Raw genomic sequence first — 25,658 nt, forward strand, 5'->3', positions numbered from 1 at the left:
GCCGGCCTGCGCCGGGATCCCGTTCCGGCGCTTTTGTATTCTCCAAAACGAGACCAGCTCTATGTCCCTCCGCAATATTGCGATTATCGCCCACGTTGACCATGGCAAGACCACGCTAGTTGACGAAATGCTCAAGCAATCCGGTGTCTACCGCGAAAACGAGCGCGTCCAGGAACGCGCCATGGATTCGGGCGACATCGAAAAGGAGCGGGGCATCACCATTCTCGCCAAGGCCACTTCGGTGGATTGGAAGGGCAACCGCATCAACATCGTCGACACGCCCGGCCACGCCGATTTCGGCGGCGAGGTGGAACGCATCCTGTCGATGGTCGATAGTGCCATCGTTCTGGTTGACGCCGCAGAAGGCCCGATGCCGCAGACCAAGTTCGTGGTCGGCAAGGCGCTGAAGGTCGGGCTTCGTCCGATCGTTGCCATCAACAAGATCGACCGTCCTGACGCCCGCGTCGACGAAGTCATCAACGAAGTCTTCGACCTGTTCGCAGCACTCGACGCTACCGATGAACAGCTCGACTTCCCGATCCTCTACGGCTCAGGCCGCAACGGCTGGATGTCGACCGGACCCGACCGCCCGGAAGATGGCGGAACGCTTGCTCCGTTGTTCGATCTGGTTCTCGAGCATGTACCGGAACCTACGGTCGAAGAAGGCCCGTTCCGGATGATCGGCACGATTCTCGAAGCCAACCCGTTCCTCGGCCGCATCATCACCGGACGCATCTATTCCGGTACCGTCAAGGCCAACCAGCAGGTCAAGGTTCTGCATGGCGACGGAAGCCTGGTGGAAACCGGACGTATTTCCAAGATTCTCTCGTTCCGCGGTCTTGAGCGCGTTGCGCTCGACGAAGCCCATGCAGGCGACATCGTCGCCATTGCCGGTCTCTCCAAGGGCACCGTCGCCGATACTTTCTGCGACCCCTCGGTCACCGAGGCGCTGACCGCCCAGCCGATTGATCCGCCGACCGTGACCATGAGCTTCATGGTCAATGATTCGCCGCTGGCAGGCACCGAAGGTGACAAGGTCACCAGCCGCGTCATCCGTGACCGGTTGCTCAAGGAAGCTGAAGGCAACGTTGCACTGAAGATCGAGGAATCGAGCGCTAAGGATTCGTTCTATGTTTCGGGCCGCGGCGAATTGCAGCTGGCCGTGCTGATCGAAACCATGCGTCGCGAAGGCTTCGAGCTGGCCGTATCGCGTCCGCGCGTGGTCATGCACAAGGATGAGAACGGAAAGCTGCTGGAGCCGATCGAGGAAGTCGTCATCGACGTCGATGAAGAGCATTCCGGCATCGTCGTGCAGAAAATGGCCGAGCGCAAAGCCGAAATGACCGAACTGCGCCCATCGGGCGGCAACCGTCAGCGACTGGTGTTCCACGCGCCGACGCGCGGCCTGATCGGTTATCAGTCGGAACTTCTGACCGATACGCGCGGCACTGCCGTGATGAACCGTCTGTTCCATGAATATCAGCCTTACAAGGGCGATATCGCCGGCCGTACCAATGGCGTGTTGCTGTCCAACATGTCGGGCGAAGCCGTGGCCTATGCCATGTTCAACCTCGAAAGCCGCGGACCGATGATCATCGAGCCGGGCGACAAGGTCTACATGGGCATGATCATCGGCATTCATACCCGTGACAACGACCTCGAAGTCAACGTGCTCAAGGCCAAGCAGCTCAACAACATTCGCGCCGCCGGCAAGGATGAAGCGATCAAGCTGACGACGCCGATCCGCATGACGCTGGACCGCTCGCTGTCGTGGATTCAGGACGATGAGCTGATGGAAGTGACACCGAAGTCAATCCGTCTGCGCAAGCGTTTCCTCGACGCAACCGACCGCAAGCGCCAGGGAAAATCCGGCGCCAACGCGGCCTGACATGACAGGCGCGCGCGAAATAGAGCTTGCGACATGGTCACGGGCGGGACAGTTCAACCTGTTCCGCACCTATGATCGGCCGCATTTCGCCGCCACCGCGCGCGTCGATGTCACCGCCCTGATGACCCGCGGCAAGCCCGCGGGCGTCTCGCCCTACCGGGCTTTCATTTATGCCATCGGCGCCGGCATCCATGCCGTGCCGGTGCTGAAAATGCGGTTTGAGGGCGACCGTGTTCTCGAATACGACGCAATTTCGCTGTCGGCCACCGTCCCCCGGCCCGGCGACACTTTCGGCTACGCCTATATTCCCTATTTCGAAGACTGGGCGCAGTTCGATACGAGCTGCAAGACGATCATCGACGAAACTGCCAAGGGCACCGATCTCGGCGCCAATACCGGCCAGCGTTCCGATGTCGCCTATCTGTCCTGCCTGCCCTGGCTCGATTTTACCGCGCTCGACAACGCCCTTCCGGGCCCCGATGACTGCATTCCGCGGTTTTCCTGGGGCAAGTTCATCAAGAACGCCGAAGGCCGCTGGAGCTGTGCCGTGGCGGTGCAGGTGCATCACGCCCTCGTCGACGGTCTGCAGGTAGGCCAGTTCTTCGAGGCCGCCCAGGCCAGCCTTGACCGCTTCGGCGACATCGCCTGACAGGCGACGCAGAACCCCTCAGGCCTTGCATAATTCGTTAACAGACGGTTAACTCTCCGGACGCCGTCCACAGAACTTAACTGTGGGCAGACCCCGAAGCCGGGCTGTTCGCGCCTTCTGCGGATGACTCGGGACCGATAGTATGGCCGCATGAGCACGTTGACGATCGACATACGGCACGCAGAGCCGCAGGACGCCGAGGCGATAGCCGAGACGCACCGGGCGGCCTGGAGCTATGCCTATACCGGCATCCTGCCGCACAAATCGCTGCGACAGATGCTCGAGCGCCGCAATGTCGCCTGGTGGCGACGGGCGGTTCGCGGCGCCACATCGATTCTGGTGCTCGATGTCGGCGGCACCATTGCCGGCTATGCGACGCTGGGCCTCAACCGGGCGCGGTCACTGCCTCAGGAAGGCGAAATCTACGAGCTTTATCTGCGTCCCGAATATCAGGGCGTGGGGCTTGGCAAGCGGCTGTTTATAGAGGCCCGGCAATTGCTGGCATCGCTCGGCTGCGACGGCGTCGCCGTCTGGTGTCTCGAGGAAAACCACCCATCGGTGGACTTCTATCGTTTCCAGGGTGGACGCGACGTGGCCGAAGGGCATGAGACTTTCGACGGCAAGACCCTCAAGAAAGTTGCCTTCGTCTGGGAATAATGTCCAGGGTTTGCGCGATGCGCACCGAAAGTCCGGTTGCGTAGCGGCGGCTTTGGCTCTAAATCCCCCGTGCCGCCTACAGCATAGGTCACAACACCGGCCGGTCGGCAAACACGCCCGGCACACAGATCATTTTTTTCACGCCCCTGCGCGCGCCGGATCCGGTGCGGCGCCACAATTATCCCGAATGGAGCGATCATGCGCATAGATGCCATCAGCATCGGTGAAAACCCGCCACACGACGTCAATGTGATCATCGAGGTGCCGGTCGGCGGTCATCCGATCAAATACGAGATGGACAAGGACGCCGGAACCCTGGTGGTCGACCGCTTTCTCTACACGCCGATGACCTATCCCGGCAATTACGGCTTCGTGCCGCACACCCTGTCCGATGATGGCGACCCGATCGACGTGCTGGTGTGCAACACCCGGCCGCTGATTCCCGGCTGCGTCATCAATGTGCGCCCGATCGGCGTTCTGATCATGGAAGACAATGCCGGCCAGGATGAGAAAATCATCGCGGTGCCGTCGCCGCATCTGACCCAGCGCTACGCCAAGGTCAATGACTACACCGACATGCCCGAGATTACGCTGCAGCAGATCGAGCATTTTTTCGAGCACTACAAGGATCTCGAACCCGGCAAATGGGTCAAGATCGGCGGCTGGCGCGATGCCGAGACCGCCCGCGGATTGATCATCGAAGCCATTGAGCGCGCCAAAACCAAGGGCTGAGCGCCCCCGGCTTATGCACGGCGCGTCGAAATGGGTTTATTTGGGCGCGCCATGCATTCATTCAGGCCACGACAACGCCGCCGATGCAATTGGATTCGCGGCGTTACAGCCCATCAGGGTATTTCGACAAGCGCAGCAGCCGCGGCGGCAAGATCCTTGGGGTCGCCGCCAATGCGGACAATTTTGTTACGGCTGGTTTCACCGGAGATTACCCGGATGGTCGATTTGGGCAGCCTCAGGCGCTTGGCGATCAACACCTCCAGTGCCCGGTTGGCCTTGCTCTTTTCAGGCACCGCGCGCACCCGCGCTTTCAGCCGTACGATTCCCGCGGCGTCCTCCACCAGACCGTCAATCGCATCGGAGGCGGCAGAAGGCGTTAGACGGACGGCCACGTCGAGCCCACCGTCAACCGTTTTGAACCACTTGCTCAGAAGAACATCGGCGCGATTGACGTGGCGATGAAGGTGCGCACGAAAAAGATCGCGATCAGCAGCACAATCGGCGAAATGTCGAGTCCGCCGAGATCCGGCAGAAACCGGCGAATTTGCCTGAGCGCCGGTTCGGTCGCCTTGTAGAGAAATTCACCCACCATGCCGACGAAGCGATTGCTCGGATTGACCACGTTGAAGGCATAGAGCCAGGAGAAAATGGCGCTGCCAATGATGATCCAGGTATAGATACCCAGCGCCAGGTCGATGGTTTGAAAGACTGCAAACATATGGTTCTCCGGCAGTTATAGCGTGACCGACATGTAGACACTCGCGCCCCGGGCGGCAAGGGCGGCTGCACAGCAACCACGCCACAGGGTTACCGCTGACGGACTGGTCGATCAAGAAAGTGGCGTCAAACGCCCGCTCGTGTATAGCTAGACGTGTACCGCTCAAACGGCATCAACCCGGACAGCCCCATGCAGACGCTTACCCAGGCCGAAGACCGCTTCGCGGCGTTTCGGCACCGCGCCTTCACCTTCTATTTTGTCGCACGATTTTTCTCGACTTTCGGCCTGCAGATCATCAGCGTCGCGGTGGGTTGGCAGATCTACGACCTCACCCGCGACCCATTCGACCTGGGCCTGGTTGGCCTGATCCAGTTCCTGCCAGCGCTGGTGCTGATTCTGTTCACCGGCGCCGCCGCCGACCGCTATGGCCGCCGTACCATCATGATGGTCTCGGAGATGGTGATTGCCGCTTCTGCCGCAGCACTGGTCTATTTCGCCTGGCGCGGGCTCACCTCACCGCTGCCGATCTTCGCGGTATTGCTGGTGCTCGGCATCGCGCGTGCATTTTTTCGCCAGCCTCGCAATCACTCGCGCCCAACCTGGTGCCGGCCCGCGATCTGCCCAATGCCATTGCCTGGAACTCGACCTCCTGGCAGACCTCGACCATCGTCGGCCCGGTGGCCGGCGGTCTGCTCTACGGTCTGGGCGCGCTGGCGCCCTATCTCACGGCATTTTGCCTGTTCATTCTGGCAACCATTTCCATCTCGCTGGTGCCGCCGCCGCTGCAGCGTTCCCGCGGTCAGGCGCAGAGCTGGCAAACGCTGCTTGCGGGTTTCAGCTACGTACGTAACCAGAAGGTCGTGCTCGGCGCCATTTCGCTCGACATGTTCGCCGTGCTGCTCGGCGGTGCCGTGGCGCTGATGCCGGTGTTTGCCCGGGATGTGTTGGAGCTTGGTCCCGCCGGTCTCGGCTGGCTGCGCGCGGCGCCCGGCATCGGCGCCATCGCCATGGCGATCTACCTCGCCTCGCGGCCGGTCAGGCAGCACGCCGGCATCGCCATGTTCATCGCAGTCGGCCTGTTCGGGACCGCCACCATCGTCTTCGGCCTGTCGACATCGCCGCTGTTGTCAATTTCCATGCTGGTGCTCATGGGCGCGTCCGACATGATTTCGGTCTATGTCCGCCAAAGCCTTATCCAGCTATGGACCCCCGACGAACTGCGTGGCCGGGTCAGCGCCGTCAACATGGTGTTCGTCGGGGCCTCAAACGAACTCGGCGAATTCCGAGCCGGCACCATGGCGGCATTTTTTGGCCCGGTATTCGCGGTGGTACTTGGCGGCGCCGGCACCCTGGCCGTGGCAATCGCCTGGAGTTTCGGTTTTCCCGCCTTGCGGCAGATCGAATCGCTCGACAAGGACGCCGAGGAAAGCCGCGCGAAGCTCAAGCAGCAGCGTGAGAAACCGGAAATATCCGGTCCAGGAAACGCTTGAGCCAATCCAGCAGCGCGGCGTCATGGACCAACCGCCCGCCAAGATGCTGCGCCCCTTGCTGGGCGCCGGGGAGAACGAAACGATTCGCCCCGCGAACCGCCCAACGGTGCATCATCGCCAGCGTCAGTTCAGCATGAAACTGGACCGCCCAGGCATTCTCGCCATAACGGAAGGCCTGGTTGGGATAGGTCTCGGCAGTGGCCAGCAACTCCGCGCCGGCGGGCAGATCGAACCCCTCGCGATGAAACTGGTAGACCATTGACGGCCAGTCCATCATCGCCGCACCGGCGGGCGTCGGCTGCAGCGGATACCAGCCGATTTCCACAATTCCATCGTCGCGGCTGGCCACCCGTCCGCCCAGGTGACGGACCAGGATCTGCGCACCCAGACAAATCCCGAGATACGGTTTTCCGGATGCAAGCACGGTATCCATGAACCGGGTTTCGCGCCGGATCGCCTCGATGTCGTCATTGGCGGACATCGGCCCGCCAAACACCACGACGCCGGCATGATCATCAAGCATTTCGGGCAATGGATCGCCAAGCACAGGGCGGCGGATATCCGCCTCAAAACCCATTAGCGAAAGAAGCTGACCGACCCTTCCACAACTGGAGTTTTCTTGGTGCAGGATGATGAGAATACGACCGCTACGTGACCCAGGCGCAAGTTCAAGACTCGTCACCCGTATCCCCCTCTTCGCTGATGCCTGCGTCCTTGAGTGCCCGTTGCCGTGCCAATACGCGCTCGCGGCTGGAGACGCCCATCAGGTCGGCGATACGCCAGACCACATGGTCTTCCAGCTCATGCCGATAGCCGTCGGCATAGGCGAGCCGCCACAAAAGCTCGATGAAATGAACCTTGGCATCCGGCTCGAGGCTGCGGTTGAGTACGCTGGTGAAGGCGTAGAGATCAACTGATTCGCGTTCGGCCTGGGCGCCAGCCTCGATCAACGCCTTCTTTGACGCTTCGCTATCGGCATATTCCTCGGAAATCATGTCCTTGAGTGCGCGGGCTTCAGCTGGATCGACCACGCCATCCGCGCCGATCACGTGAAAGAACAACGCCGCGGCGGCCACATCGGAGTCACTTGTATCGGGCCCGGAGGTTTTGTCATCGCCGCGCAATCCGCTGAGGAAGGCGCGTATTTGTTCAAGCATTGTTGATCCTTTCCGATCCTGTCAGAACAACCGGAATCGGCCGGGTTTCTCAGGCGCAGCGCCAGACCGCACGCCAGGATCATCCGGCCTGTGGTTGAGAAATGCCGCTTCCTTGGCGCGGGCTTCGTCTTCAGCGTCCTGCCCAGAAGGCTTTGCCACAACCATCGTGGCGGCATCCTGATTGTCAGGTTTCGGTCTGGATCCCAATTGTGGCTCGGCTTTGACCGACTTGGGGGCCACATCCATTGATTCAACCTTTTTGGCAACTGGCGCCGTGGCCGCGGACTTGTCACTGTAACCCGGCGCTTCGGGTTTATCATCAGATTCCGCCGCTGCTGCCAGCGCCGCGTGCTCCGGCTCGGCCTCAACAACAGGGGCCGTGACAGGCAGCGGATCTTCCTCGGTGCTGTTCACCGGCGCCAGCGCATCCACAATCGGGTCGGCAACGGGTGCCGCTGCTGCGACAACCGTGGGGGCTGCAGCCGGCACGTCACGTTCGCGCACCGGCGGCAGACTTGCCATCGCCCGGTCAAAGGCGCCCGCCGGGGTTTCGTTGTCGAGCGCCGGACCCGCGAGTTGTTCCACCGGCACCTTCCACTCGAAAGCGTCGAGCTTGCCGGTCACCGGCGACACTGGTTCCCAGTTCTCCGAGACGTAGCCATCGGCGGTCCATGCCGGATCGCGCGACGCGCGCACAGCCTGCGACAGCCAATGCCGGACGCGGCCCTGATCGCCGGTTTCGGCTTCCTCGATATCGGCGAGCAGCAGATAGATGCCTTCGCAAGGCCTCAGCCGTGCCGCAGCTTCGGCCTTTTCGCGGGCCAGGTCGAATCTCCGTGCATCCAGCGCCGCACGCGCCACCGCATCGAAGGATTGCGGGTGCATAGGCCTGAGCTTTTCCAGCCGCTCGGCGCGTCTGAGCCGGTCGATGGCCGTGTCGCCGACCCGCGCCCGGACATAGGCCTCGGCAATCTCGGGATGCGGATTGGCCTTCCATGCGGCTTCCAAGATTTTTGCCGCCTTGCGCAGATTGTCCTGCCGCAAAAGCGCCTTGGTGGCGACAATCGCCGCCGGCGGGAAGGCTGGCGCCAGTTTCAGTGCCGCCAGCGCGTCATCACGGGCAGACGACGGATCGGCGTCAAGCCGATCCCGGCCGCGCGCGGTCAACAGCACCGCCTTCTTGCGGTCTGCCACCGCCGCTTCAATGGTGCCTGAATGACGCTGGCGATCAAGCAGATGCAGCGCCTCGTCCCACTTGCCTTCCTGGGTGCGATAGGACAGCGCCGCAGCCCCGGCCCATGGCAGATGCGGGGCCTGTTCGGCGGCAGATTCGGCATAATGCCGCGCCGCTTCGCCTGCGCCCTGGCGCTGGGCTTCGAGATAGAGACCACGCAGACCCAGCAGCTTGGTTTCCGGGTCTTCGACCATTGCCTCGAACAATTTACGGGCTTCGTCGTTGCGGCCCTCGATCAGCGCAGCCTGAACATCAAGCAGATGGATCAATGGCTCCTGATCGGCGCTCAGCAAACCCTTGGTGCGCTTGTTCATCTTCCGCGCCATCGCCGCATCGCCGGCGCCGGCGGCAAGCAACCCGGTTGACAGCGCCTGATAGCCGCGGTCGCGCTTGTTGGCGCGGAAATAGCGCGACACCAGCCGTGGCGACAGCCAGATCGTCCGGATCAACCACCAGCTGATCATGATCGCCGCCACCAGCGAGGCCACCACCGTGACCGCGGTCATCAAGGACATCTCGATGCGGCGGTCCTGCCAGACGATCGACAGATCGCCGGGACGGTCTGCAAGCCAGGCAAAACCGAAGCCGAGGGCGAGAACCAGCGCGACGAAGAATAACAAGCGGATCATCATCGATCTCCTAATTCGCCGGGGCATCAGACGGCGTGTCTGATTCGGTTGAGGCGTCGGGTGAGGTTTGCGGCGTCGGTGTCGCCTTGGCGGGGGAGAGCGCGGCGGCGATCAGCTTTTCCGCGCTAACCCGCGCCGCCAGCGCCTCGCCGTAATCGGCGGCAGCCAGCCGCGAGGCTTCAGGCAGCGCGTTCCATTCGGCCAGCGCACCCCCGAGATCACCGTTTGTCAGCCGCGCTTCGGCGCGCGCTGCAATCGCCTCGGCGCTGTCGCCCTCGACTTCACCGACCTTGCGCACCTTGACCACTGACAGCGCACTCGACATCAACCGATCAACCAGCCCTGCATTCGGATCCACCGGTTCGGCCGCTGCAATTGCCTGATTGGCCGCATCGCCAAACCTTTCGATCAGATCCGACCGGCTCGGCACACCACTTGCTGCCAGATCCCTGAGTTCAGGCACAGCCGGATCATCCGGCGCGACCGAGGCGAAGGCTTCGAGTTCGGACATGAAAGAGCCGCCACGGTCGATCGCCGATTTCAACCCGGCTGCAGCGATGGCGCGGGCCAGGTCAACCTGCTGCGCCGGTTCGTCAAGCCGTGATTCCAGCGTCGCCAGCCGATCATCCAATTGCTTGGACAGCGTCGCCTGGCCCTGTTCCAGCGCCGCGATTTTTTCGGATAACGCCGTGGCCCGGGTTTGCAACTCGCTCAGCGAAGCTGCGACATCTGACTGGCTGGCGCTCAACCCCTCGACGGTAGCCGTCAGCGCCGGATCGGCGGCGTCACCGCCCGATGATGCGCTGAGCGCGTCAATCCTGCTTTCGATCTCGCCTAGCCGGGTGGTGAGCGCTTCGAGCTGCTCGGCATTGCCGCCGCCAGCTACCGCGTCTGTCTTGCTAAGGGCTGATTCGAGGCTTCCGACCCGCGCCAGCAATTGTGCAGCCGGGCCATCGGCCGTTTGCGAAGCAAGCCTTTCCGACAGCACCTCGACATTGCCGGCAAGGCCCTCGACCCGCGTGACCAGAGCCTGATTGTCATTGCCGCCTGGAACCGGCAACACCCCGCCCGCATGCAGTCCGTAATATCCGCCAAGTGCGACCACCGCGCCGATCACCCCCGCAGCGACCATACCGATACCACCGCCCCGGTTTCGGTCGGTGGCTGCTGGCTTTGCAGACCCTGGCGCGCTTGAACCGGGCCGTGTCGACGATGACTGCGCTGACGCGCTGGAGGCGGCCGTAGAGGAACTTGCAGCCGTCTTCGGTTTGCCGTTATCGGGCGTGCCAGTTTCGGGCTTACCAGTGTCGGGCTTACCGCTCCCGGTTGTCGCGGCCTTGGGCTTATCGCCACCGGCAGAACCTGGGCCCGAACCTGGGCTTTGCGCCGATTGCTTGATTGAGGGTGTCGAAGATGCCTTGGAGTCCGCCTTTGCAGTCTCCGCCTTTACGCCACTGGCTGTCTCCACGGCTTTCGCTGCAGCTTGGTCCACCGTTGGCTTCTTGGCGGTCCCAGGTTCGTCCTTTGGCGTCACATCGGTGGCGTCGAGGTCGATCGTGACCGGTTCAGGTGCTTTGGAGTGGCGCGGGGTAGGGCCCTTGCTCATGACGTCTCCTGCGTATTGGGTTGGGGCGAAGCTATTCTAGCCGCGTATCGTGATCGCAATGCTTCATACAGCGCCTTGGTTCCGGCAAATCAGCCTAACCGGGCGAGCGATGCAAGCAGACTGTCTTCGTCGGGATGTTCAGCCGCGAGTGCCCGCGCCTGCCAAGCCTGCGGCAACGTCATCGAGATTGCCAGTGAGAGGCACACAAAACGGGTCGATTCGACGAATTTACCGAGGTCTTTGCTTGTAATCAGGCTCGAAAACCGCCGCGCCGCATTGGGTGAATAAAGCACGACGGCATCGGGAGAGGGCGACAAAAGGGCTAGAATATCAATGTCAGTCGGATAACTTATTTCGGCCATTTGATAAGCTTGAATGACCCTGACCGGCGCCTTGGGAACCGCCATCGCGTCCTCGATAACCGTGGTACGCGGCGCGCCCGCCAGATAGAGCCATGGCTTTGCCAAACCAGCCCGAGCCGGAGTTTCGGGCCGGGCCAGTACCGCGCATGCCAGCGTTTCGGTCAAATCGGCGGCGGTGCCCGCCCCCTCAAATATTTCGTAAAATCCCGCAGCCCGTGCGGCGGCGGCAGTGGCCGGACCGACCACATGGACCGGCAACCGCGCATAGCCTTCTGGCAATGCGCCAGCGTCAGCAAACAGAGTGAAAGCTCGGGCGCTGGTGGCAATCAGTCCACGGATCGCGGCAGCCCGTGGCAGATCCTCGACGCACGCGGTAACCGCAGACTCATACAGCGGCATCCGCACTACCTCGTGACCCAGCGCTTCAAGCCGCGACGCGGTTTGCGCCGCACCCGGTTCAGGCCGTGTCAGCAGCACGCGCATCGCCGGCGCCTTAAGCCCAGGTCTCGAAAAATGCCGGTCCGGCGCGGCCGCGAATCTCGGCGCCGGCGTCAGCGCCAAGCTCAGCTGCGTCGCCGGCCGGTCCGGTCGTCCGAATATCGTGCCAGACCGAGCCGTCGGGCGTCAGCACCATGCCGTAAAACGACAAATGCCCATCCTCTATCGTCGCATGGCCGGCAATCGGTGTCCGGCAGGAGCCGTCGAGCGCGGCCAGAAAGGCCCGTTCGCACATCAGCGCCACATGGGTATCGACATGGTTGATCGGCGCAAGCAATTGCGCGATCCGCTCGTCATTGCTTCGTGCCTCGATGCAGATTGCGCCCTGACCCGGTGCCGGCGGGAATTTTTCCGGATCGAGAAGTTCGGTAATCACCTCGGTATTGCCAAGCCGTTTCAGCCCTGCATGGGCCAGCAGGGTGGCGTCGGCTTGTCCCTCATCAAGCTTGCGCAACCGTGTTTCCACCTGGCCGCGGAATGTGATCACCGACAGATCCGGCCTGAGCCGCCTGATCAGCGCCTGCCGCCGCAACGAGGCGGATCCGACTACCGCGTTGGGCGGCAGATCCTCGAGCCGCGGTGCGGTGCGGCCGATAAAGGCATCGCGGACATCCTCGCGCTCGAGATAGGCAATCAGATCGAGCCCGTCGGGCAACGATGTCGGCATGTCCTTGGTCGAATGCACCGCCAGATCAAGCCGGCCGTCGCTCAGCTGTTCCTCGATTTCCTCGGTGAACAGCCCCTTGCCGCCGATCTCGGACAGCGGCCGGTCGGTGACCCGGTCGCCCTTGGTCGACAGCACCACGATTTCGAAAGCTTCCTCCGGCAAGTCATGCGCCGCCATCAGCCGGGCCCGGGTTTCCGAAGCCTGTGCCAGCGCGAGCGGACTGCCGCGGGTGCCGATGCGGTAAGGTTTCATTTGCAAGACATCCGATCCGTTGTTACCGACGCACAGGTACCGGGATCATTTCCCGAGCGCAACATCAGAGCCGGACATGAGCAAGACCACCCTCGACATTTTGGGAATAGAAACAAGCTGCGACGAAACCGCCGCCGCCGTGGTGCGCCGGCTGCCCGACGGCTCCGGCCAGATCCTCTCCGATGTCGTCTTGAGCCAGCTTGACCTACATGCAGCCTTTGGCGGGGTGGTGCCCGAACTCGCCGCCCGTTCGCATGTTTCAGCGCTTGATCACCTCATCGCCCAGGCACTGGATGACAGCGGCGTGGCGCTCGATGATATCGATGCGATCGCGGTCACCTCCGGACCCGGCCTGATCGGCGGGCTGATGGTTGGCCTGATGACCGGCAAGGCAATCGCCATGGCCACCGGCAAGCCGTTTTTCGGAATCAACCATCTGGAAGGCCACGCCCTGACTGCACGGCTGACCGACGGCGTCACCTTTCCCTATCTGCTGTTGCTTGTATCGGGCGGCCACACCCAGATTGTTCTCATCAAGGGCGTCAATGAGTATGAACGCTGGGGCAGCACGATCGACGACGCGCTTGGCGAAGCCTTCGACAAGACCGCCAAATTGCTGGGGCTGACCTACCCCGGCGGCCCTGCCGTCGAACAGGCTGCCCTTGAAGGCGAAGCCAAAAAGTTCCGACTGCCGGTGCCGATGCGCCGCGACCCGCGAATGGATTTTTCCTTCTCCGGCCTGAAGACAGCGGTGCGGCAGATGGCCCAGGAGCAGGCACCGCTGTCGCGCCAGACCATCGCCGATCTGTGTCTGGCGTTCCAGACCTCGGTAACCCTCAGCCTTGACGACAGGCTGACGATGGCGCTGACCCGGTTTTCCGAGCGCTTCCCCGATGTCAAAGCGCCGGCGCTGGTGGTGGCCGGCGGTGTCGCCGCCAACAAGGCGATTCGCGCCACGCTGCAGATTCGCACCGATCAATCGGGTTTCCGGTTCATCGCCCCACCGCTCAATCTGTGCACCGACAATGCCGCCATGATCGCCTGGGCCGGTGCCGAGCGGCTGGCGGCAGGCCTGCCCGCCGATCAGCTCGATCTCGCGCCGCGCTCGCGCTGGCCGCTCGATCAGAACGCAACGGCGGTGATCGGTCACGGCAAGCGCGGCGCCAAGGCCTGAGCCCCCTTCAACTGTCCAAGGATTGAATCGGAAGCCGTACCGGGGCATAGCATTGACCAATCCTTTCAACCCGCTCTTACCCGATGGAGATTTCATGCTTTACGCTCTCATGTGCAAGGACAAGCCCGGCGCTCTCGCCACCCGCATGGAGGTTCGCCCCGCCCATGTCGAGTTTCTCAAGGACCTTGACGCCCAGGGCGTGCTGAAGATGGCCGGCCCATTGCTTGGCGACGATGAAAAGCCGATCGGCAGCCTGGTACTGATCTCGGCCGCCGACAAGACAGAAGCCGAATCCATCGCCGCTCGCGACCCCTACGCCAAGGCCGGCCTGTTCACTGATGTGGAAATCCGCGCCTTCAATTGGGTGTTCAAGAACCCGGAGGCATAAGATGGCCTACTGGCTGTTCAAATCCGAACCCTTCAAATGGTCCTGGGAAATGCAGAAGGCCCGCGGCGACGCCGGCGAGCAATGGGACGGCATTCGCAACTATCAGGCCCGCAACAACATGCGGGAGATGAAACTTGGCGAAAAAGCGTTCTTCTATCACTCCAATGAGGGGCTTGAAGTGGTCGGCATCGCCGAGATCTGCAAGCTCATTCATCCCGACACCACCATCGACGATCCGCGTTGGGAATGTGTTGATATCCGCGCTGTCTGCGACATGCCCAGGCCGGTTACCCTCAAGGACGTCAAGGCCAACCCTGCGCTCAGCCAGATGAGCCTGGTCACCTCGATGCGATTGTCCGTGCAGCCGGTCAGCGAAGCGGAATACCTCGAAGTCTGCCGCATGGGCGGGCTCGACAACCCGCCGCGCTCTCCCGCGTGACGGGCGGGCGCGCTTTCGGCCCATGAAAACCGACCCGGAGAGCTTCATCCGCGCCAACACCGCGCTGTCGGCGCCACCGCATGTGCCCGAAATCCGTCTGCATCTGGCCGACGAGGCGCATGATCTGTGGCTCAAGACCGAGGAGGAACTCGACGCGCTGGGCCTGCCGCCACCTTTCTGGGCCTTTGCCTGGGCCGGCGGCCAGGGCCTTGCCCGCCACATCCTCGACAATCCCGGTCTGGTGGAGGGCCGCAAGATCCTCGATTTTGCCACCGGTTCCGGTCTGGTGGCAATTGCCGCCATCAAGGCCGGCGCGGCCGAGGTCATGGCCGTCGATATCGACCCCTGGGCAGCGGTCGCCGCACAGCTTAACGCCCATGAAAACCAGGTGACCTTCGATGTTCACCAAACCGACCTGATCGGCAGCGACGAGGGCTGGGAGGTGGTTCTTGCCGGTGACGTGTTTTACGACCGCGCCTTCGCCGCGCTGGTCTGGCCGTGGTTTCAGCAATTGGCCGCGCGCGGCACGCTGGTGCTCATAGGCGACCCCGGTCGGGCCTATTGCCCGCGCCAAGGGCTCATGCTGCTCGCCACCTACGAGGTACCGGTCAGCCGAGCACTGGAGGACAGCGAAATCAAGCGCACATCGGTCTGGCAAGTGCAGCCAGAATCGGCATGAGCCGCCTCGCCCGATGAGCGCTCACACCACCCGCACCACATCGCCGCGGCGAATCACCTTGAGCAGCCGCACCAGATCGCGCCATTTCAGCGCCACGCAGCCTTCGGTCGGCGCATAGCCGGGTCGGGCCACATGCATGAATATTGCGCTGCCGCGTCCGCGTGCACGGCTTTGATAATTCCAGTTCAACACCAGCACCGCATCATAGAGCGCATCAGAGCGGATCAGCGTCTCGTGGCTCGCCGCAAACGGCAGCCTGACAGCACGGTTGTAGGCCCCATGCGCCGGTGCATCGCACCAACCGTCACGGCGCCCCACGCGCCGCAGCGCAACCGGCGACGGCACCGCGAAACGTTTACTGCCGCTACGAAACCCGGAAACCACCGACATCAGGCCACGCGGGGTGGCCCCGTCCCCCTCGCGCTTGAACGTGCGTACCCCGCCGCGGCCAAGAGCTGCCGAAAAGCTCAGTGGCCCGAATCGCACCACGGCCCGCAACGGGTTCAGCGGCGACCGGCGCACCATCACTATTCGCGGCAAAACCGGCCTCGAAGGGGGCTTGCGTAACGCAAATCTCACGATCAAGTGCTCCATCCGTGTCTTCTCAGTGGTATTTAGCACTTTGCCGTTGCCGCGAAAGTGCCTAAACAGGGACGCAATGTCATTTGACACCATCACATGCCGCGGCGCGCGCCGCAGACGCACACATGAAGAGGGAAAACCGCAATGACAGCTCGCTCGATCCTGCTGGTAGATGACGACAACGATCTCAGGGAAACCCTCGTTGAGCAACTGTCGCTCTATGAAGAATTCGCGATCCTCCAGGAAGCCTCCGCCACCAAGGGCGTGCAGGCGGCCAGGAACAACCATATCGACCTGTTGATTATGGATGTAGGCCTGCCGGACATGGACGGGCGCGAAGCGGTCAAGCTTCTGCGCAAGGGTGGCTTCAAGGCGCCGATCATCATGCTGACCGGCCATGACACCGATTCCGACACCATTCTCGGGCTTGAGGCCGGCGCCAACGATTACGTCACCAAGCCGTTCCGCTTTGCCGTGCTGCTGGCCCGCATTCGTGCGCAATTGCGCCAGCATGAACAGAGCGAAGACGCCACCTTTACCGTCGGGCCCTACACCTTCAAACCCAGCCAGAAGGTGCTGCTCGACGAGAAGGGCGGCAAGATCCGCCTGACCGAGAAGGAAGCGGCAATCATCCGCTATCTCTACCGCGCAGACCAGAAAGTGGTCACCCGCGACGTGTTGCTGGAAGAGGTCTGGGGCTACAATTCGGGCGTCACCACCCACACTCTCGAAACCCATGTCTACCGCCTGCGTCAGAAGATCGAAGCGGATCCGTCCAATGCCGAAATTCTGGTCACCGATAGCGGTGGCTACAAGATCATCCCTTGACCCGTCCACAGGAGCGAACCCGTGTCGCTGAATGACGACATCGCCCTGCTTTCGACGGTACCGCTGTTTCACGAGATCGGTGAGGACAAGTTGCGGCTGATCGCTTTCGGCGCGGAGCGGCGCAAGCTTCAGCCCGGGCAGATGCTGTTTCGCGAAAAAACTCCGGCCGATTGCGCCTTCGTGGTTGCCAGCGGAAAGTTCGAACTGACTCGCGCCGACCGCAATGGCCCTCCGCAAACCATCGGCGCCGCCGGACGTGGAACGCTGCTCGGCGAACTGGCAATGGTCACAGCCGTCTCGCGCTCGATGACCGCGATCGCTCTCGACAATGCCGAGGTGATTCGCATCAACCGGCCCCTGTTTCGACGAATGCTGGAGGAATACCCGGAAATCGCCGGCATCGTCCGCGAACGCATTGCCGCCAATCTGGCTGAAATCAATGCCGGGCTGGGCAAGATCGCCGGCCGTTTCGCCGATTAACGGGTACAGATAGCCTCAGCCAGAAGCTGCACCGACCCCTTTAAAAATCGAAATGCGCGGTCACCGGTACGTGGTCGGACGGCCGTTCCCAGCCGCGCGCCTCACGCAGCACGTCGATGCGCGACAGCGATGGCGCCAGATCGGCCGAAGACCAGACATGATCGAGCCGCCGGCCACGATCAGCCGCCTCCCAGTCCTTGGCCCGGTAACTCCACCAGGTGAAGATCTTCTCCTCCGGCGGAATATGGGTCCGGATCAGATCGACCCAGGCACCGGCATTCTGCATCGCCAGAAAGCTCTCGGTCTCGACCGGTGTGTGGCTCACCACTTTGAGCAATTGCTTGTGCGACCAGACGTCGGTTTCCAGCGGCGCGATGTTGAGATCACCGACGAGAATTGACGATACGCCATCGGCCTGTTCGGCGTCGGCGTGAAGCAGTTTCATTTCCTCGACAAAATCCAGCTTGTGCGCAAATTTCTCATTGATTTCACGGTCCGGCTCATCGCCGCCCGCCGGCACATAGAAATTGTGAATCCGGATCCGCCGGGAGCCCGGCGCTTCTACAATGGCCGAAATGTTGCGGGTGTGATCAATGTCGCAATAGGTTTGCCGGCGATCATCCGACAGCGGCAGCCGCGAGACGATGGCGACCCCGTGATAGCCCTTCTGGCCGTGGATCGCGATATGCTCGTAACCCAGTTTGCGGAACGCAGCGCTCGGAAACGCATCATTGGGACATTTGGTTTCCTGCAGGCACAGAACATCCGGCGCAGCGGTTTCGAGAAAATGCTGCACCAGCGGCAGCCGCAGCCGGACCGAATTGATATTCCAGGTGGAAACGGAAAATGCCAAAATCAAATCGCCTTGTCGGAGGGAACAACCCCTTTTCTGGCCGATAAGCCGGAAAGGGGCAACCCGATCCTCCCTGCGACAGATCAGCTTGCGGCTTCATCCACAATCATCAGCCTGAAATGCGGCTTTCAATCAACCGCCGCGCTGTTTCTTGTGAACCTCTTCATAGGGAACCTTGAACACGTTCTTGGCGAATTTGACCCCGGTCTGGACATTGAAGATCATCACCGACGTGTCCTTGCCCTGGGCGTCGCGGATGGTCCACTGCTTGAGTTCGAAGCTTTTCGGGTCAAACATCAGGCTGATGGTCGAATCGCCGAACACCGATTTGTTGCCGAGCACGATGGTGGTCAGGTCAGGGTCTTCCTTAACCGAGCGCACCACCTGCGATGACAGGTCGATCCGCTCCGACAACAGAAGTTTCAGCGGCGTCTTGTCGAGCGGGTAGAGGTCCCAGGTGCGAAGCTTGCGGTTGCCGATCACCACGGCCTTGCCGTCTGAAATCACCCGCACCGCCGAGGGCGCCTCGTAATTGAACCGCAGCTTGCCTGGACGATCGATGAAGAACTTGCCGCCGGTCTGTTCGCCATTGGGGCCGAACTGGATGAATTCGCCGGTCATGGTTTTCACCGACGAGAAATGGTCGGCCAGCCGCTGCGCCGCTTCCTGGCCGAAGGCGCCGCCGGGAAATGCCAGCAGCCCGGTGGCCGCCGCCATCAGCGTCAGGCCCAGTCCCAGCCCACCACCCAGCACCATGCGGCGGGTCGGGGTCTGTGGATCGAGCAGTTTGGAAGCGGCTTGTTTCGGCATTTTCATCTCCGTATCATTCAGCCTTCGTCTGGCCCAAGACTGCGGCGCCAGTGTGACGTCCGGCCCGGACGCCGCCGTGCTCACGTCAGCGCGGGTCGATATCGTCTTCGGTCGGCACCAGGATTTCCCGCTTGCCGGCATGGTTGGCGGCGCTGATCACGCCTTCATTTTCCATCCGCTCGATCAGCGAAGCGGCGCGGTTGTAGCCAATCCCCAGCCTGCGTTGGATGTAGGAGGTCGAGGCCTTGCCGTCGCGCAGCACGATCGCCACCGCCTGATCATAAGGATCATCCGACCCCGCCAGATTGGAGGTGCCAGCCGGCCCGCCGCCGCTCTCGCCCTCGTCATCATCCTCGGTGATGGCATCGAGATATTCGGGCACGCCCTGGGTCTTGAGGAAGGAAACGATGTCCTCGACTTCCTTGTCCGACACAAACGGTCCGTGAACGCGCTGGATACGGCCACCGCCGGCCATGAACAGCATGTCGCCCATGCCCAGAAGCTGCTCGCCGCCCTGCTCGCCCAAAATCGTGCGCGAATCGATCTTCGACGTCACCTGGAACGAGATCCGGGTCGGGAAGTTGGCCTTGATGGTGCCGGTGATGACATCAACCGACGGCCGCTGCGTCGCCATGATGACGTGGATACCGGCAGCGCGCGCCATCTGCGCCAGCCGCTGCACCGCGCCTTCGATATCCTTGCCGGCGACCATCATCAGGTCGGCCATCTCGTCGATCAGCACGATGATGTAGGGCAGCGGTGTGAGATCGAATTCCTCGGTCTCGTAAACCGCTTCGCCGGTGTGCCGGTCAAACCCGGTCTGCACCGTGCGGGTCAGCGGTTCGCCGGTACTCGCAGCCTGTTCCACCCTTGCGTTGAAGCCGTCGATGTTGCGAACACCGATCTTGGACATTTTCTTGTAGCGCTCTTCCATCTCGCGCACGGTCCATTTCAGCGCCACGACCGCTTTCTTCGGGTCGGTCACCACCGGCGTCAGCAGATGCGGAATGCCGTCATAGACCGACAATTCGAGCATTTTCGGGTCGATCATGATCAACCGGCATTTTGACGGGTCCATCTTGTACAAGATCGACAGGATCATGGTGTTTATCGCCACCGACTTGCCCGACCCGGTGGTACCGGCGACCAGCAGATGTGGCATCTTGGCGAGATCGGCGATCACCGGTTCGCCGCCAATGGTCTTGCCCAGCGCCAGCCCCAGCTTGGCTTTCGAATTGTCGAAATCACGGCTGGCGATGAGTTCACGCAGATAGACGGTCTCGCGTTTCTGGTTGGGCAGTTCGATGCCGATGGCGTTGCGCCCCGGAACCACCGCAACACGGGCGGCGATGGCGCTCATTGAGCGGGCGATGTCATCGGCGAGGCCAATCACCCGCGAGGATTTGATGCCGGGTGCGGGTTCCAGCTCATAGAGCGTGACCACCGGACCGGGCCGGACATGGATGATCTCGCCCTTGACACCAAAATCCTCCAGCACGCCTTCCAGCATGCGGGCGTTCTGTTCCAGCGCCTCCGGCGACAGCGTTGCGTCCTTGACCACGTTGCGCGCTTCATTGAGCAGGTGCACCGAGGGCAGCGAAAAGCCGTTGTCCTCAAGCATCGAGCCCTGCGCGTCGCGCTGAACCCGGGCGCCCGGCTTGGGCCTGTCGGCAGGAGCAGAAATGCGCGGTGAAACGGTGGTGCGGCGCGGCGCGGCGGCGGGTGCCGCCTGCGGGCGCCAGTCGGCGGCGGGATCATCACCATCGTCCATATCATCCGACAGCACGCCATCGGGCAAGGGTTCATCATCAATATCGAACGGCGGCGCATCATCGATCACGGCCGGTCGCCGTGCCTGCGGCGCACGCTCGAAACCGGGTTCAACCCGCTCCATCTGCGTCGGCGGCACGGCGCGAACGTCTGGCTCGTCGAACTCGCCATTCAGGTCGAGCGGTTCATCCGGCATCGCATGGGACCGCTGCAGTTGGCCGTGACCGATCAATCGCCGCACCCGGCCACGCAGGGTAAACCAGGCATGGGTGAGCGCGCCAAGTATCAGCGAGCCCTCTGACAGGTCATCGTCATCGTTCTCGGCTTCATCGGCAGCCGCCTGATCATCTTCAGCAATCGTGGCGCGCCGAATCAGCCCGGCGCCGAAAAGCATCAGCCACAGGGCCGGCCCCACCAGCAGCAGACCAAGGATAACGGCGATGATTCCCGACGGAAAACCGCCAATGAACACCGACGGAATTTTCAGTGCCATGTCACCAAGCACGCCGCCAAGCCCATTTGGCAGCGGCCAGTCATTGGAACTCGGCATCAGGCCGAACAGAGCCGCTGTCAGCCATGCGCCGCCAAACCAGGCGGCTGCACGCCGCGGCAGCCGGTCGGCTGGCCGGTTGCGCATCAGCGCGATTGCCCAGAACAACGCCGGCAACAGGCCGATCACACCGGCGAGGCCAAAAAACTGCATCACCAGATCGGCAAACGCCGCACCGCTGAAACCCAGCGCATTGTGCGGAACTGCCCCGTTGGCATTGGAAAAACTCGGATCAGACACGGTCCAGGTGGCAAGTGCTGCCACCGCCAGCGCCAAGCCGGCCAGGATCGCCATGCCAGCCGCGAAGCGGATCTGCCGGCGGAACAGCCCGCCCAGAAACGAGCCGCGGGGTGAAACGCCTGACGAAAGGGTAGATGAGCCTGTCTGCATGGTCACAACATGTCCGAATCGGGTTTTGGGCCCAACCGGACCCATCTCCAGCGAAACCTAACCGACGCGGGGTTAATGCCGCATTAACCATGCAGAGAAGCCTGCCGGCAGGCGCGGGAAATGAAGCATTAAAACGGCAAGACGCGGCCCGTTGTCGGGGCCGCGTCGGTCATCTCGACAGATCTTCCGATCAGTTGTGGTAGGCAGCTTCGCCATGCGAGGAGAGATCCAGGCCCTGGCGTTCGTCCTCGACACTGACTCGGAGGCCAATCGACATGTCGACGATCTTGAACAGGATCAGCGAGGCCACGCCACACCACAAGATGGTGATGCCCACAGCCGTCGCCTGGATCATCAATTGCGGCATGACCGCATAGTCAGCGCCACCGGCGCCGCCGAGGCTCGGCAGATTGACCACCGCGGTACCAAGCGCGCCGATGATGCCGCCAATGCCGTGAATGCCGAACACGTCGGCGGTGTCGTCATAGCCGAACTTGTTCTTGACCACCGCGACGAAATAGTAACAGACGGCCGCAGCCACTGCGCCCAGCAGGATCGATCCCACCGGGCCGGCAAAACCGGCAGCCGGGGTAACAGCCACCAGGCCGGTGATCATGCCCGACACCGCGCCCAGCAACGACGCCTTGCCACGATGCAGTGTTTCGATCAGCGTCCACGCAAGGATCGCGCCTGCGGTGGCGGTAAAGGTGTTGATCATCGCCAGTGCAGCGCCGCCATTGGCCTCGAGATTGGAGCCGGCATTGAAGCCGAACCAGCCGAACCACAACAGCGCGGCGCCGACCATGGCCAGCGTCATCGAATGCGGGGCCATCATGTCGCGACCGAAACCAATGCGCTTGCCAACCAGTATGCAGCCGACCAGACCGGCAATACCGGCATTGATGTGCACCACGGTGCCGCCAGCAAAATCCAGCGCGCCCATCTTGAACAGCAGGCCGTTAGCGTCCCAGACCATATGGGCGATCGGGAAGTAGACGAAGGTTACCCACAGCGCCACGAACAGCATCACCGCGGAAAACCGGATCCGCTCGGCAAAGGCGCCGACTATCAGCGCCGGGGTGATGCAGGCAAATGTCATCTGGAAGGCGATGAATATGTATTCCGGGATCATCACCCCGTCGGTGAAGGTAGCCGCAGCGCTGTCAGGCGTCACACCACTCAGGAACAGTTTGGCGGTTCCGCCCCAAAACGCACTTTCCGAGCCGCCAAAGGCAAATGAATAGCCGTAGAACACCCAGATCACCATCACCAGCGCGGTGATCACCGTGCATTGCAGCAGCACCGACAGCATGTTCTTGGTGCGCACCAGGCCACCGTAGAACAGCGCCAGTCCGGGCAGGATCATCAGCAGCACCAGAATGGTCGACATCACCATGAAGGTGGTGTCGCCCTTGTCGATGCTGGCGGCTGCGACCTCGGTCGCCTCCTGGGCAAAGGCTGGAAAGCTGGAGACGGTCAATGCGCCAGAAAGCACACCGGTCTGGCTGAGGCCGGCCAGCATGCCGGGTCGGCGCAGCGTCTGATTTGTCATCGAGGATGTCATGGGAGTGTCTCCTTAAACCTTACAAGGCTTGGGTGTCGGTTTCGCCGGTGCGAATCCTGAGCGCCTGGTCAATCGAATAAACAAAGATCTTGCCGTCGCCGATCTGGCCGGTCTTGGCAGCCCCCGCGATCGCCTCGACGGTCGCTTCAACCAGATCGGACGCCACCCCGACCTCGATCTTCAACTTGGGCAGAAAGCTCACCGCATATTCGGTGCCGCGATAGATCTCGGTGTGGCCCTTCTGCCGGCCATAGCCTTTGACTTCGCTCACGGTCAGGCCCTGAATGCCGATCGCGGTCAGCGCCTCGCGCACCTCGTCGAGCTTGAACGGCTTGATAATCGCCATCACAATTTTCATCTGGTTTCCATCCTTGTTGCCACGGCATCCGCCGCTTCAAAGAAAGGGCCATTGGCACACGCCAACCCACCCCGCTTGACCCAACAGATACAAATGCCGTGCCAAGCGGCAATTCCGCGCAAAATCAGCCGATTGAGCATGCAGATAGCTGCTCTCGACAGCAAAATGGCGATTCCTTGGGCAGAAAACCGATCATTACTGGCGCGGATTTCATCACTGCCGTTTTTCGCGCCAGCGCTGTCGCAAGGCTGCTCTTGCCGGAAAAGGCAGCGCCAGACGCAAAAGAGGGCCCGGATTACCGGGCCCCAAGTTTGGGATGAAATTTCACCCCGACGGATCTGAGTGGAGCGGCGCCATCTGACAGCGCCGCCACGTCCATGCCGACCGTAAGCGGTCGGCACCAGGGCGCTTACACCTTGGTGAATTCCGGATAGGCTTCGACACCAACTTCGGCCATGTCCATGCCCATCATTTCCTGCTCTTCCGAAGCGCGGATGCCGACGGTCGATTTTAGGATGAACCAGATCACGCCCGAGAGCACGAAGGTGAAGACGCCGATCGCGACAATGCCGAGAATCTGGGTACCGTAGGAAGTATCGGGATTGGAAAACGGCACGATAAGGGTGCCCCAGATACCGGCCAGAAGGTGAACCGGAATGGCGCCGACCACATCGTCGATCTTGAACTTGTCGAGCATCGGCACGGCAAACACCACGATCACACCACCGATGGCGCCAATAAGGATCGCCGTCAGCGGCGAAGGCATCAGCGGTTCGGCTGTAATCGACACGAGGCCGGCCAGTGCACCGTTCAGCACCATGGTGACGTCGACCTTCTTGTAGAGAACCTGGGTGAGGATCATCGCCGCAACCACGCCGCCACAGGCAGCAAGATTGGTGTTGGCGAAGATCCGGCTGATGTCGGATGCATCACCATTGCTGCCAAGTGCCAGCTGCGATGCGCCGTTGAAGCCGAACCAGCCGAGCCACAGGATGAACGTGCCGAGCGTGGCAAGCGCCATCGACGAACCCGGAATCGGGGTGACCTTGCCATCAGCACCATACTTTCCCTTGCGTGCGCCGAGGATCAGGGCGCCCGCGAGTGCGGCCCAGCCACCGACCGAGTGAACCAGTGTCGAGCCGGCAAAATCGGAGAAGCCTGCGACCTTGAGCCAGCCGGCACCCCACTGCCAGGAACCGGTGATCGGATAAAGCACGCCCGTCAGGATGGCTGTGAAGATCAGGAACGGCCACAGCTTGATCCGCTCGGCCAGCGTGCCCGAAACGATCGACGCCGTGGTGGCGCAGAACACCATCTGGAAGAACCAGTCGGAAGCTACCGAATAATCGCCTTCGTTGGCGGTGCCGGCATCGGGCCAGCTATAGGGCAGCGGCGTGCCGAAATAGCCACCATTGACGTTGGTGTACATCAGTGAATAGCCGATGACCCAGAACATCAGGCCTGCAATCGAATAGAGCGCGATGTTTTTCAGGCACTGCATGGAGACGTTCTTGGAACGCACCAGGCCGGCCTCGAGCATGGCAAAACCCGCCGCCATCCACATCACGAGGAACCCGCCGATCAGGAACAGCAGCGTATTGAAGATGAAGGCGGTTTCCTTGGCCGTTGCGAACTCGGGTGCAGCAACGGCAGCGGCCGCGGTTTCGGTTGCTTCCTGCGCGAGCGCCGGGAAGGTGAAGGCTGCCAGCGCGCCGGCTGCGGTCAGGCCGGCGATCATGCCGGACTTGAGTGACATCTGAACTGTCATGGGTGTCTCCTTGAACCTTACAACGCTTCCGCGTCGGTTTCGCCGGTGCGGATGCGCAGCGCCTGATCGATTGAAAAGACGAAGATCTTGCCGTCGCCGATCTGGCCGGTCTTGGCCGCCGCGGCGATCGCCTCGACAGCCGGATCCACCAGGTCGGTGGCCACCGCGATCTCGATCTTCAATTTGGGCAGAAAGCTCACGGCGTATTCGGTGCCGCGATAGATTTCGGTGTGCCCCTTTTGCCTGCCGTAGCCTTTCACTTCGCTCACAGTCAGGCCCTGAATGCCGAGCGAGGTCAGCGCCTCGCGCACCTCGTCCAGCTTGAACGGCTTGATGATGGCCATCACAATTTTCATCTGGTTTCCCATCCTTGTTGTCACGGCTTGCACCGCATCGGAGAATAGGGTCGTCGACAAACGCCAGCGCACCCCGCTCGAGAGAAGACAATCAAGCGCCGTGCCAGTTCGAAATTATTTGTCTAAATTA

The 25,658-nt window shown here is 61.9% G+C and carries 25 protein-coding genes and 2 pseudogenes; 11 read left to right on the top strand and 16 right to left on the bottom strand.

Annotated elements, in window-relative coordinates; all coding sequences use genetic code 11:
* Window positions 1-61 precede the first annotated feature (61 nt).
* The 4 genes from typA to ppa all read left to right on the top strand — a co-directional run bounded on the left by typA (window position 62) and on the right by ppa (window position 3,926).
* The gene (gene typA, locus OEG84_RS15020) at window positions 62-1,888 is read left to right on the top strand and encodes a translational GTPase TypA (protein ID WP_267654501.1); all 1,827 of its coding nucleotides are present in this window, start codon (window positions 62-64) and stop codon (window positions 1,886-1,888) included.
* Between the two features lies 1 nt (window position 1,889).
* Window positions 1,890-2,537, top strand: coding sequence for a chloramphenicol acetyltransferase (locus OEG84_RS15025; RefSeq protein ID WP_267654502.1), 648 nt, complete (start codon window positions 1,890-1,892; stop codon window positions 2,535-2,537).
* A 150-nt stretch (window positions 2,538-2,687) separates the two neighbouring features.
* Window positions 2,688-3,194, top strand: coding sequence for a GNAT family N-acetyltransferase (locus OEG84_RS15030; RefSeq protein ID WP_267654503.1), 507 nt, complete (start codon window positions 2,688-2,690; stop codon window positions 3,192-3,194).
* Window positions 3,195-3,392: 198 nt separating this feature from the next.
* Entirely contained in the window at window positions 3,393-3,926 is a 534-nt protein-coding gene (gene ppa / locus OEG84_RS15035) for an inorganic diphosphatase (RefSeq protein ID WP_267654504.1), read from the top strand.
* A gap of 113 nt (window positions 3,927-4,039) precedes the next feature.
* On the opposite strand, the gene OEG84_RS15040 is transcribed toward ppa, so the two are convergent.
* Both OEG84_RS15040 and OEG84_RS15045 read right to left on the bottom strand, forming a co-directional pair.
* Window positions 4,040-4,357, bottom strand: coding sequence for a DUF167 family protein (locus tag OEG84_RS15040; protein WP_267656198.1), 318 nt, complete (start codon window positions 4,355-4,357; stop codon window positions 4,040-4,042).
* Window positions 4,354-4,644: a YggT family protein gene (locus OEG84_RS15045; protein WP_267654505.1), complete on the bottom strand. Its 291-nt coding sequence runs from the start codon at window positions 4,642-4,644 to the stop codon at window positions 4,354-4,356. The genes OEG84_RS15040 and OEG84_RS15045 overlap by 4 nt, the downstream gene beginning before the upstream one ends.
* A gap of 189 nt (window positions 4,645-4,833) precedes the next feature.
* Between OEG84_RS15045 and OEG84_RS15050 the strand changes: the two are divergent.
* Window positions 4,834-6,134 (top strand): annotated as a pseudogene (locus OEG84_RS15050) (MFS transporter).
* Here OEG84_RS15050 and OEG84_RS15055 read toward each other — a convergent pair.
* The 6 genes from OEG84_RS15055 to hemC form a co-directional block, all read right to left on the bottom strand.
* On the bottom strand, window positions 6,085-6,822 hold the full coding sequence (locus OEG84_RS15055; protein WP_267656199.1) for a glutamine amidotransferase: 738 nt from the start codon (window positions 6,820-6,822) through the stop codon (window positions 6,085-6,087). The pseudogene OEG84_RS15050 and the gene OEG84_RS15055 overlap by 50 nt on opposite strands.
* Window positions 6,803-7,291, bottom strand: coding sequence for a tellurite resistance TerB family protein (locus OEG84_RS15060; protein ID WP_267654506.1), 489 nt, complete (start codon window positions 7,289-7,291; stop codon window positions 6,803-6,805). The genes OEG84_RS15055 and OEG84_RS15060 overlap by 20 nt, the downstream gene beginning before the upstream one ends.
* A 21-nt stretch (window positions 7,292-7,312) precedes the next feature.
* Window positions 7,313-9,154, bottom strand: a complete 1,842-nt coding sequence (locus tag OEG84_RS15065) for a heme biosynthesis protein HemY (protein WP_267654507.1) — start codon at window positions 9,152-9,154, stop codon at window positions 7,313-7,315.
* 10 nt (window positions 9,155-9,164) lie between these two features.
* Complete coding sequence (locus OEG84_RS15070; protein WP_267654508.1) at window positions 9,165-10,760, bottom strand: COG4223 family protein; 1,596 nt, start codon at window positions 10,758-10,760, stop codon at window positions 9,165-9,167.
* Between the two features lie 89 nt (window positions 10,761-10,849).
* A complete protein-coding gene (locus OEG84_RS15075) occupies window positions 10,850-11,605 on the bottom strand; it encodes a uroporphyrinogen-III synthase (protein WP_267654509.1) in 756 nt (251 codons plus the stop codon).
* Window positions 11,606-11,615: 10 nt separating this feature from the next.
* Window positions 11,616-12,545: a hydroxymethylbilane synthase gene (gene hemC, locus OEG84_RS15080; protein ID WP_267654510.1), complete on the bottom strand. Its 930-nt coding sequence runs from the start codon at window positions 12,543-12,545 to the stop codon at window positions 11,616-11,618.
* Between the two features lie 70 nt (window positions 12,546-12,615).
* Between hemC and tsaD the strand changes: the two genes are divergently transcribed.
* The 4 genes and pseudogenes from tsaD (at window position 12,616) to OEG84_RS15100 (ending at window position 15,219) form a co-directional block, all read left to right on the top strand.
* On the top strand, window positions 12,616-13,713 hold the full coding sequence (gene tsaD, locus OEG84_RS15085) for a tRNA (adenosine(37)-N6)-threonylcarbamoyltransferase complex transferase subunit TsaD (protein ID WP_267654511.1): 1,098 nt from the start codon (window positions 12,616-12,618) through the stop codon (window positions 13,711-13,713).
* Between the two features lie 94 nt (window positions 13,714-13,807).
* Window positions 13,808-14,101, top strand: a complete 294-nt coding sequence (locus OEG84_RS15090; RefSeq protein WP_267654512.1) for a YciI-like protein — start codon at window positions 13,808-13,810, stop codon at window positions 14,099-14,101.
* Window position 14,102: 1 nt separating this feature from the next.
* Window positions 14,103-14,540 carry an EVE domain-containing protein gene (locus OEG84_RS15095; protein ID WP_267654513.1) on the top strand — a complete coding sequence of 146 codons (438 nt, stop codon included), beginning with the start codon at window positions 14,103-14,105 and terminating at the stop codon, window positions 14,538-14,540.
* Window positions 14,537-15,219 (top strand): annotated as a pseudogene (locus OEG84_RS15100) (class I SAM-dependent methyltransferase). Before OEG84_RS15095 ends, OEG84_RS15100 begins: the two are co-directional and overlap by 4 nt.
* Before the next feature lie 21 nt (window positions 15,220-15,240).
* Here OEG84_RS15100 and OEG84_RS15105 read toward each other — a convergent pair.
* Window positions 15,241-15,744, bottom strand: a complete 504-nt coding sequence (locus tag OEG84_RS15105; protein WP_267656200.1) for a L,D-transpeptidase family protein — start codon at window positions 15,742-15,744, stop codon at window positions 15,241-15,243.
* 201 nt (window positions 15,745-15,945) lie between these two features.
* Here OEG84_RS15105 and OEG84_RS15110 point away from each other — a divergent pair, with 201 nt between their 5' ends.
* Entirely contained in the window at window positions 15,946-16,629 is a 684-nt protein-coding gene (locus tag OEG84_RS15110; protein WP_267654514.1) for a response regulator transcription factor, read from the top strand.
* A gap of 21 nt (window positions 16,630-16,650) precedes the next feature.
* Window positions 16,651-17,109: a cyclic nucleotide-binding domain-containing protein gene (locus OEG84_RS15115; protein WP_267654515.1), complete on the top strand. Its 459-nt coding sequence runs from the start codon at window positions 16,651-16,653 to the stop codon at window positions 17,107-17,109.
* A 40-nt stretch (window positions 17,110-17,149) separates the two neighbouring features.
* Here OEG84_RS15115 and OEG84_RS15120 read toward each other — a convergent pair whose 3' ends face one another.
* The 7 genes from OEG84_RS15120 to OEG84_RS15150 all read right to left on the bottom strand — a co-directional run bounded on the left by OEG84_RS15120 (window position 17,150) and on the right by OEG84_RS15150 (window position 25,540).
* Entirely contained in the window at window positions 17,150-17,962 is an 813-nt protein-coding gene (locus tag OEG84_RS15120; protein WP_267654516.1) for an exodeoxyribonuclease III, read from the bottom strand.
* Window positions 17,963-18,094: 132 nt separating this feature from the next.
* On the bottom strand, window positions 18,095-18,772 hold the full coding sequence (locus OEG84_RS15125; protein ID WP_267654517.1) for an outer membrane lipoprotein carrier protein LolA: 678 nt from the start codon (window positions 18,770-18,772) through the stop codon (window positions 18,095-18,097).
* A gap of 85 nt (window positions 18,773-18,857) precedes the next feature.
* The gene (locus tag OEG84_RS15130; RefSeq protein WP_425602919.1) at window positions 18,858-21,482 is read right to left on the bottom strand and encodes an FtsK/SpoIIIE family DNA translocase; all 2,625 of its coding nucleotides are present in this window, start codon (window positions 21,480-21,482) and stop codon (window positions 18,858-18,860) included.
* Between the two features lie 190 nt (window positions 21,483-21,672).
* Complete coding sequence (locus tag OEG84_RS15135) at window positions 21,673-23,046, bottom strand: ammonium transporter (RefSeq protein WP_267654518.1); 1,374 nt, start codon at window positions 23,044-23,046, stop codon at window positions 21,673-21,675.
* A gap of 19 nt (window positions 23,047-23,065) precedes the next feature.
* Window positions 23,066-23,404: a P-II family nitrogen regulator gene (locus OEG84_RS15140; RefSeq protein WP_267654519.1), complete on the bottom strand. Its 339-nt coding sequence runs from the start codon at window positions 23,402-23,404 to the stop codon at window positions 23,066-23,068.
* A 409-nt stretch (window positions 23,405-23,813) separates the two neighbouring features.
* On the bottom strand, window positions 23,814-25,172 hold the full coding sequence (locus OEG84_RS15145) for an ammonium transporter (RefSeq protein ID WP_267654520.1): 1,359 nt from the start codon (window positions 25,170-25,172) through the stop codon (window positions 23,814-23,816).
* Window positions 25,173-25,189: 17 nt separating this feature from the next.
* Window positions 25,190-25,540, bottom strand: coding sequence for a P-II family nitrogen regulator (locus tag OEG84_RS15150; RefSeq protein WP_324288259.1), 351 nt, complete (start codon window positions 25,538-25,540; stop codon window positions 25,190-25,192).
* Window positions 25,541-25,658: the final 118 nt, after the last annotated feature.

Source organism: Hoeflea algicola (genome assembly GCF_026619415.1).
GTDB classification, from domain to species: Bacteria; Pseudomonadota; Alphaproteobacteria; order Rhizobiales; family Rhizobiaceae; genus Hoeflea; species Hoeflea algicola.

What these genes read in the sequence shown, in the direction of transcription:
- typA (WP_267654501.1), top strand. Translation starts at nt 62, where the DNA reads ATGTCCCTCCGCAATATTGCGATTATCGCCCACGTTGACCATGGCAAG.
- OEG84_RS15025 (WP_267654502.1), top strand. Translation starts at nt 1,890, where the DNA reads ATGACAGGCGCGCGCGAAATAGAGCTTGCGACATGGTCACGGGCGGGA.
- OEG84_RS15030 (WP_267654503.1), top strand. Translation starts at nt 2,688, where the DNA reads ATGAGCACGTTGACGATCGACATACGGCACGCAGAGCCGCAGGACGCC.
- ppa (WP_267654504.1), top strand. Translation starts at nt 3,393, where the DNA reads ATGCGCATAGATGCCATCAGCATCGGTGAAAACCCGCCACACGACGTC.
- OEG84_RS15045 (WP_267654505.1), bottom strand. Translation starts at nt 4,644, where the DNA reads ATGTTTGCAGTCTTTCAAACCATCGACCTGGCGCTGGGTATCTATACC.
- OEG84_RS15060 (WP_267654506.1), bottom strand. Translation starts at nt 7,291, where the DNA reads ATGCTTGAACAAATACGCGCCTTCCTCAGCGGATTGCGCGGCGATGAC.
- OEG84_RS15065 (WP_267654507.1), bottom strand. Translation starts at nt 9,154, where the DNA reads ATGATCCGCTTGTTATTCTTCGTCGCGCTGGTTCTCGCCCTCGGCTTC.
- OEG84_RS15070 (WP_267654508.1), bottom strand. Translation starts at nt 10,760, where the DNA reads ATGAGCAAGGGCCCTACCCCGCGCCACTCCAAAGCACCTGAACCGGTC.
- OEG84_RS15075 (WP_267654509.1), bottom strand. Translation starts at nt 11,605, where the DNA reads ATGCGCGTGCTGCTGACACGGCCTGAACCGGGTGCGGCGCAAACCGCG.
- tsaD (WP_267654511.1), top strand. Translation starts at nt 12,616, where the DNA reads ATGAGCAAGACCACCCTCGACATTTTGGGAATAGAAACAAGCTGCGAC.
- OEG84_RS15090 (WP_267654512.1), top strand. Translation starts at nt 13,808, where the DNA reads ATGCTTTACGCTCTCATGTGCAAGGACAAGCCCGGCGCTCTCGCCACC.
- OEG84_RS15095 (WP_267654513.1), top strand. Translation starts at nt 14,103, where the DNA reads ATGGCCTACTGGCTGTTCAAATCCGAACCCTTCAAATGGTCCTGGGAA.
- OEG84_RS15105 (WP_267656200.1), bottom strand. Translation starts at nt 15,744, where the DNA reads ATGGTGCGCCGGTCGCCGCTGAACCCGTTGCGGGCCGTGGTGCGATTC.
- OEG84_RS15110 (WP_267654514.1), top strand. Translation starts at nt 15,946, where the DNA reads ATGACAGCTCGCTCGATCCTGCTGGTAGATGACGACAACGATCTCAGG.
- OEG84_RS15125 (WP_267654517.1), bottom strand. Translation starts at nt 18,772, where the DNA reads ATGCCGAAACAAGCCGCTTCCAAACTGCTCGATCCACAGACCCCGACC.
- OEG84_RS15130 (WP_425602919.1), bottom strand. Translation starts at nt 21,482, where the DNA reads ATGCAGACAGGCTCATCTACCCTTTCGTCAGGCGTTTCACCCCGCGGC.
- OEG84_RS15135 (WP_267654518.1), bottom strand. Translation starts at nt 23,046, where the DNA reads ATGACATCCTCGATGACAAATCAGACGCTGCGCCGACCCGGCATGCTG.
- OEG84_RS15140 (WP_267654519.1), bottom strand. Translation starts at nt 23,404, where the DNA reads ATGAAAATTGTGATGGCGATTATCAAGCCGTTCAAGCTCGACGAGGTG.
- OEG84_RS15145 (WP_267654520.1), bottom strand. Translation starts at nt 25,172, where the DNA reads ATGACAGTTCAGATGTCACTCAAGTCCGGCATGATCGCCGGCCTGACC.
- OEG84_RS15150 (WP_324288259.1), bottom strand. Translation starts at nt 25,540, where the DNA reads ATGGGAAACCAGATGAAAATTGTGATGGCCATCATCAAGCCGTTCAAG.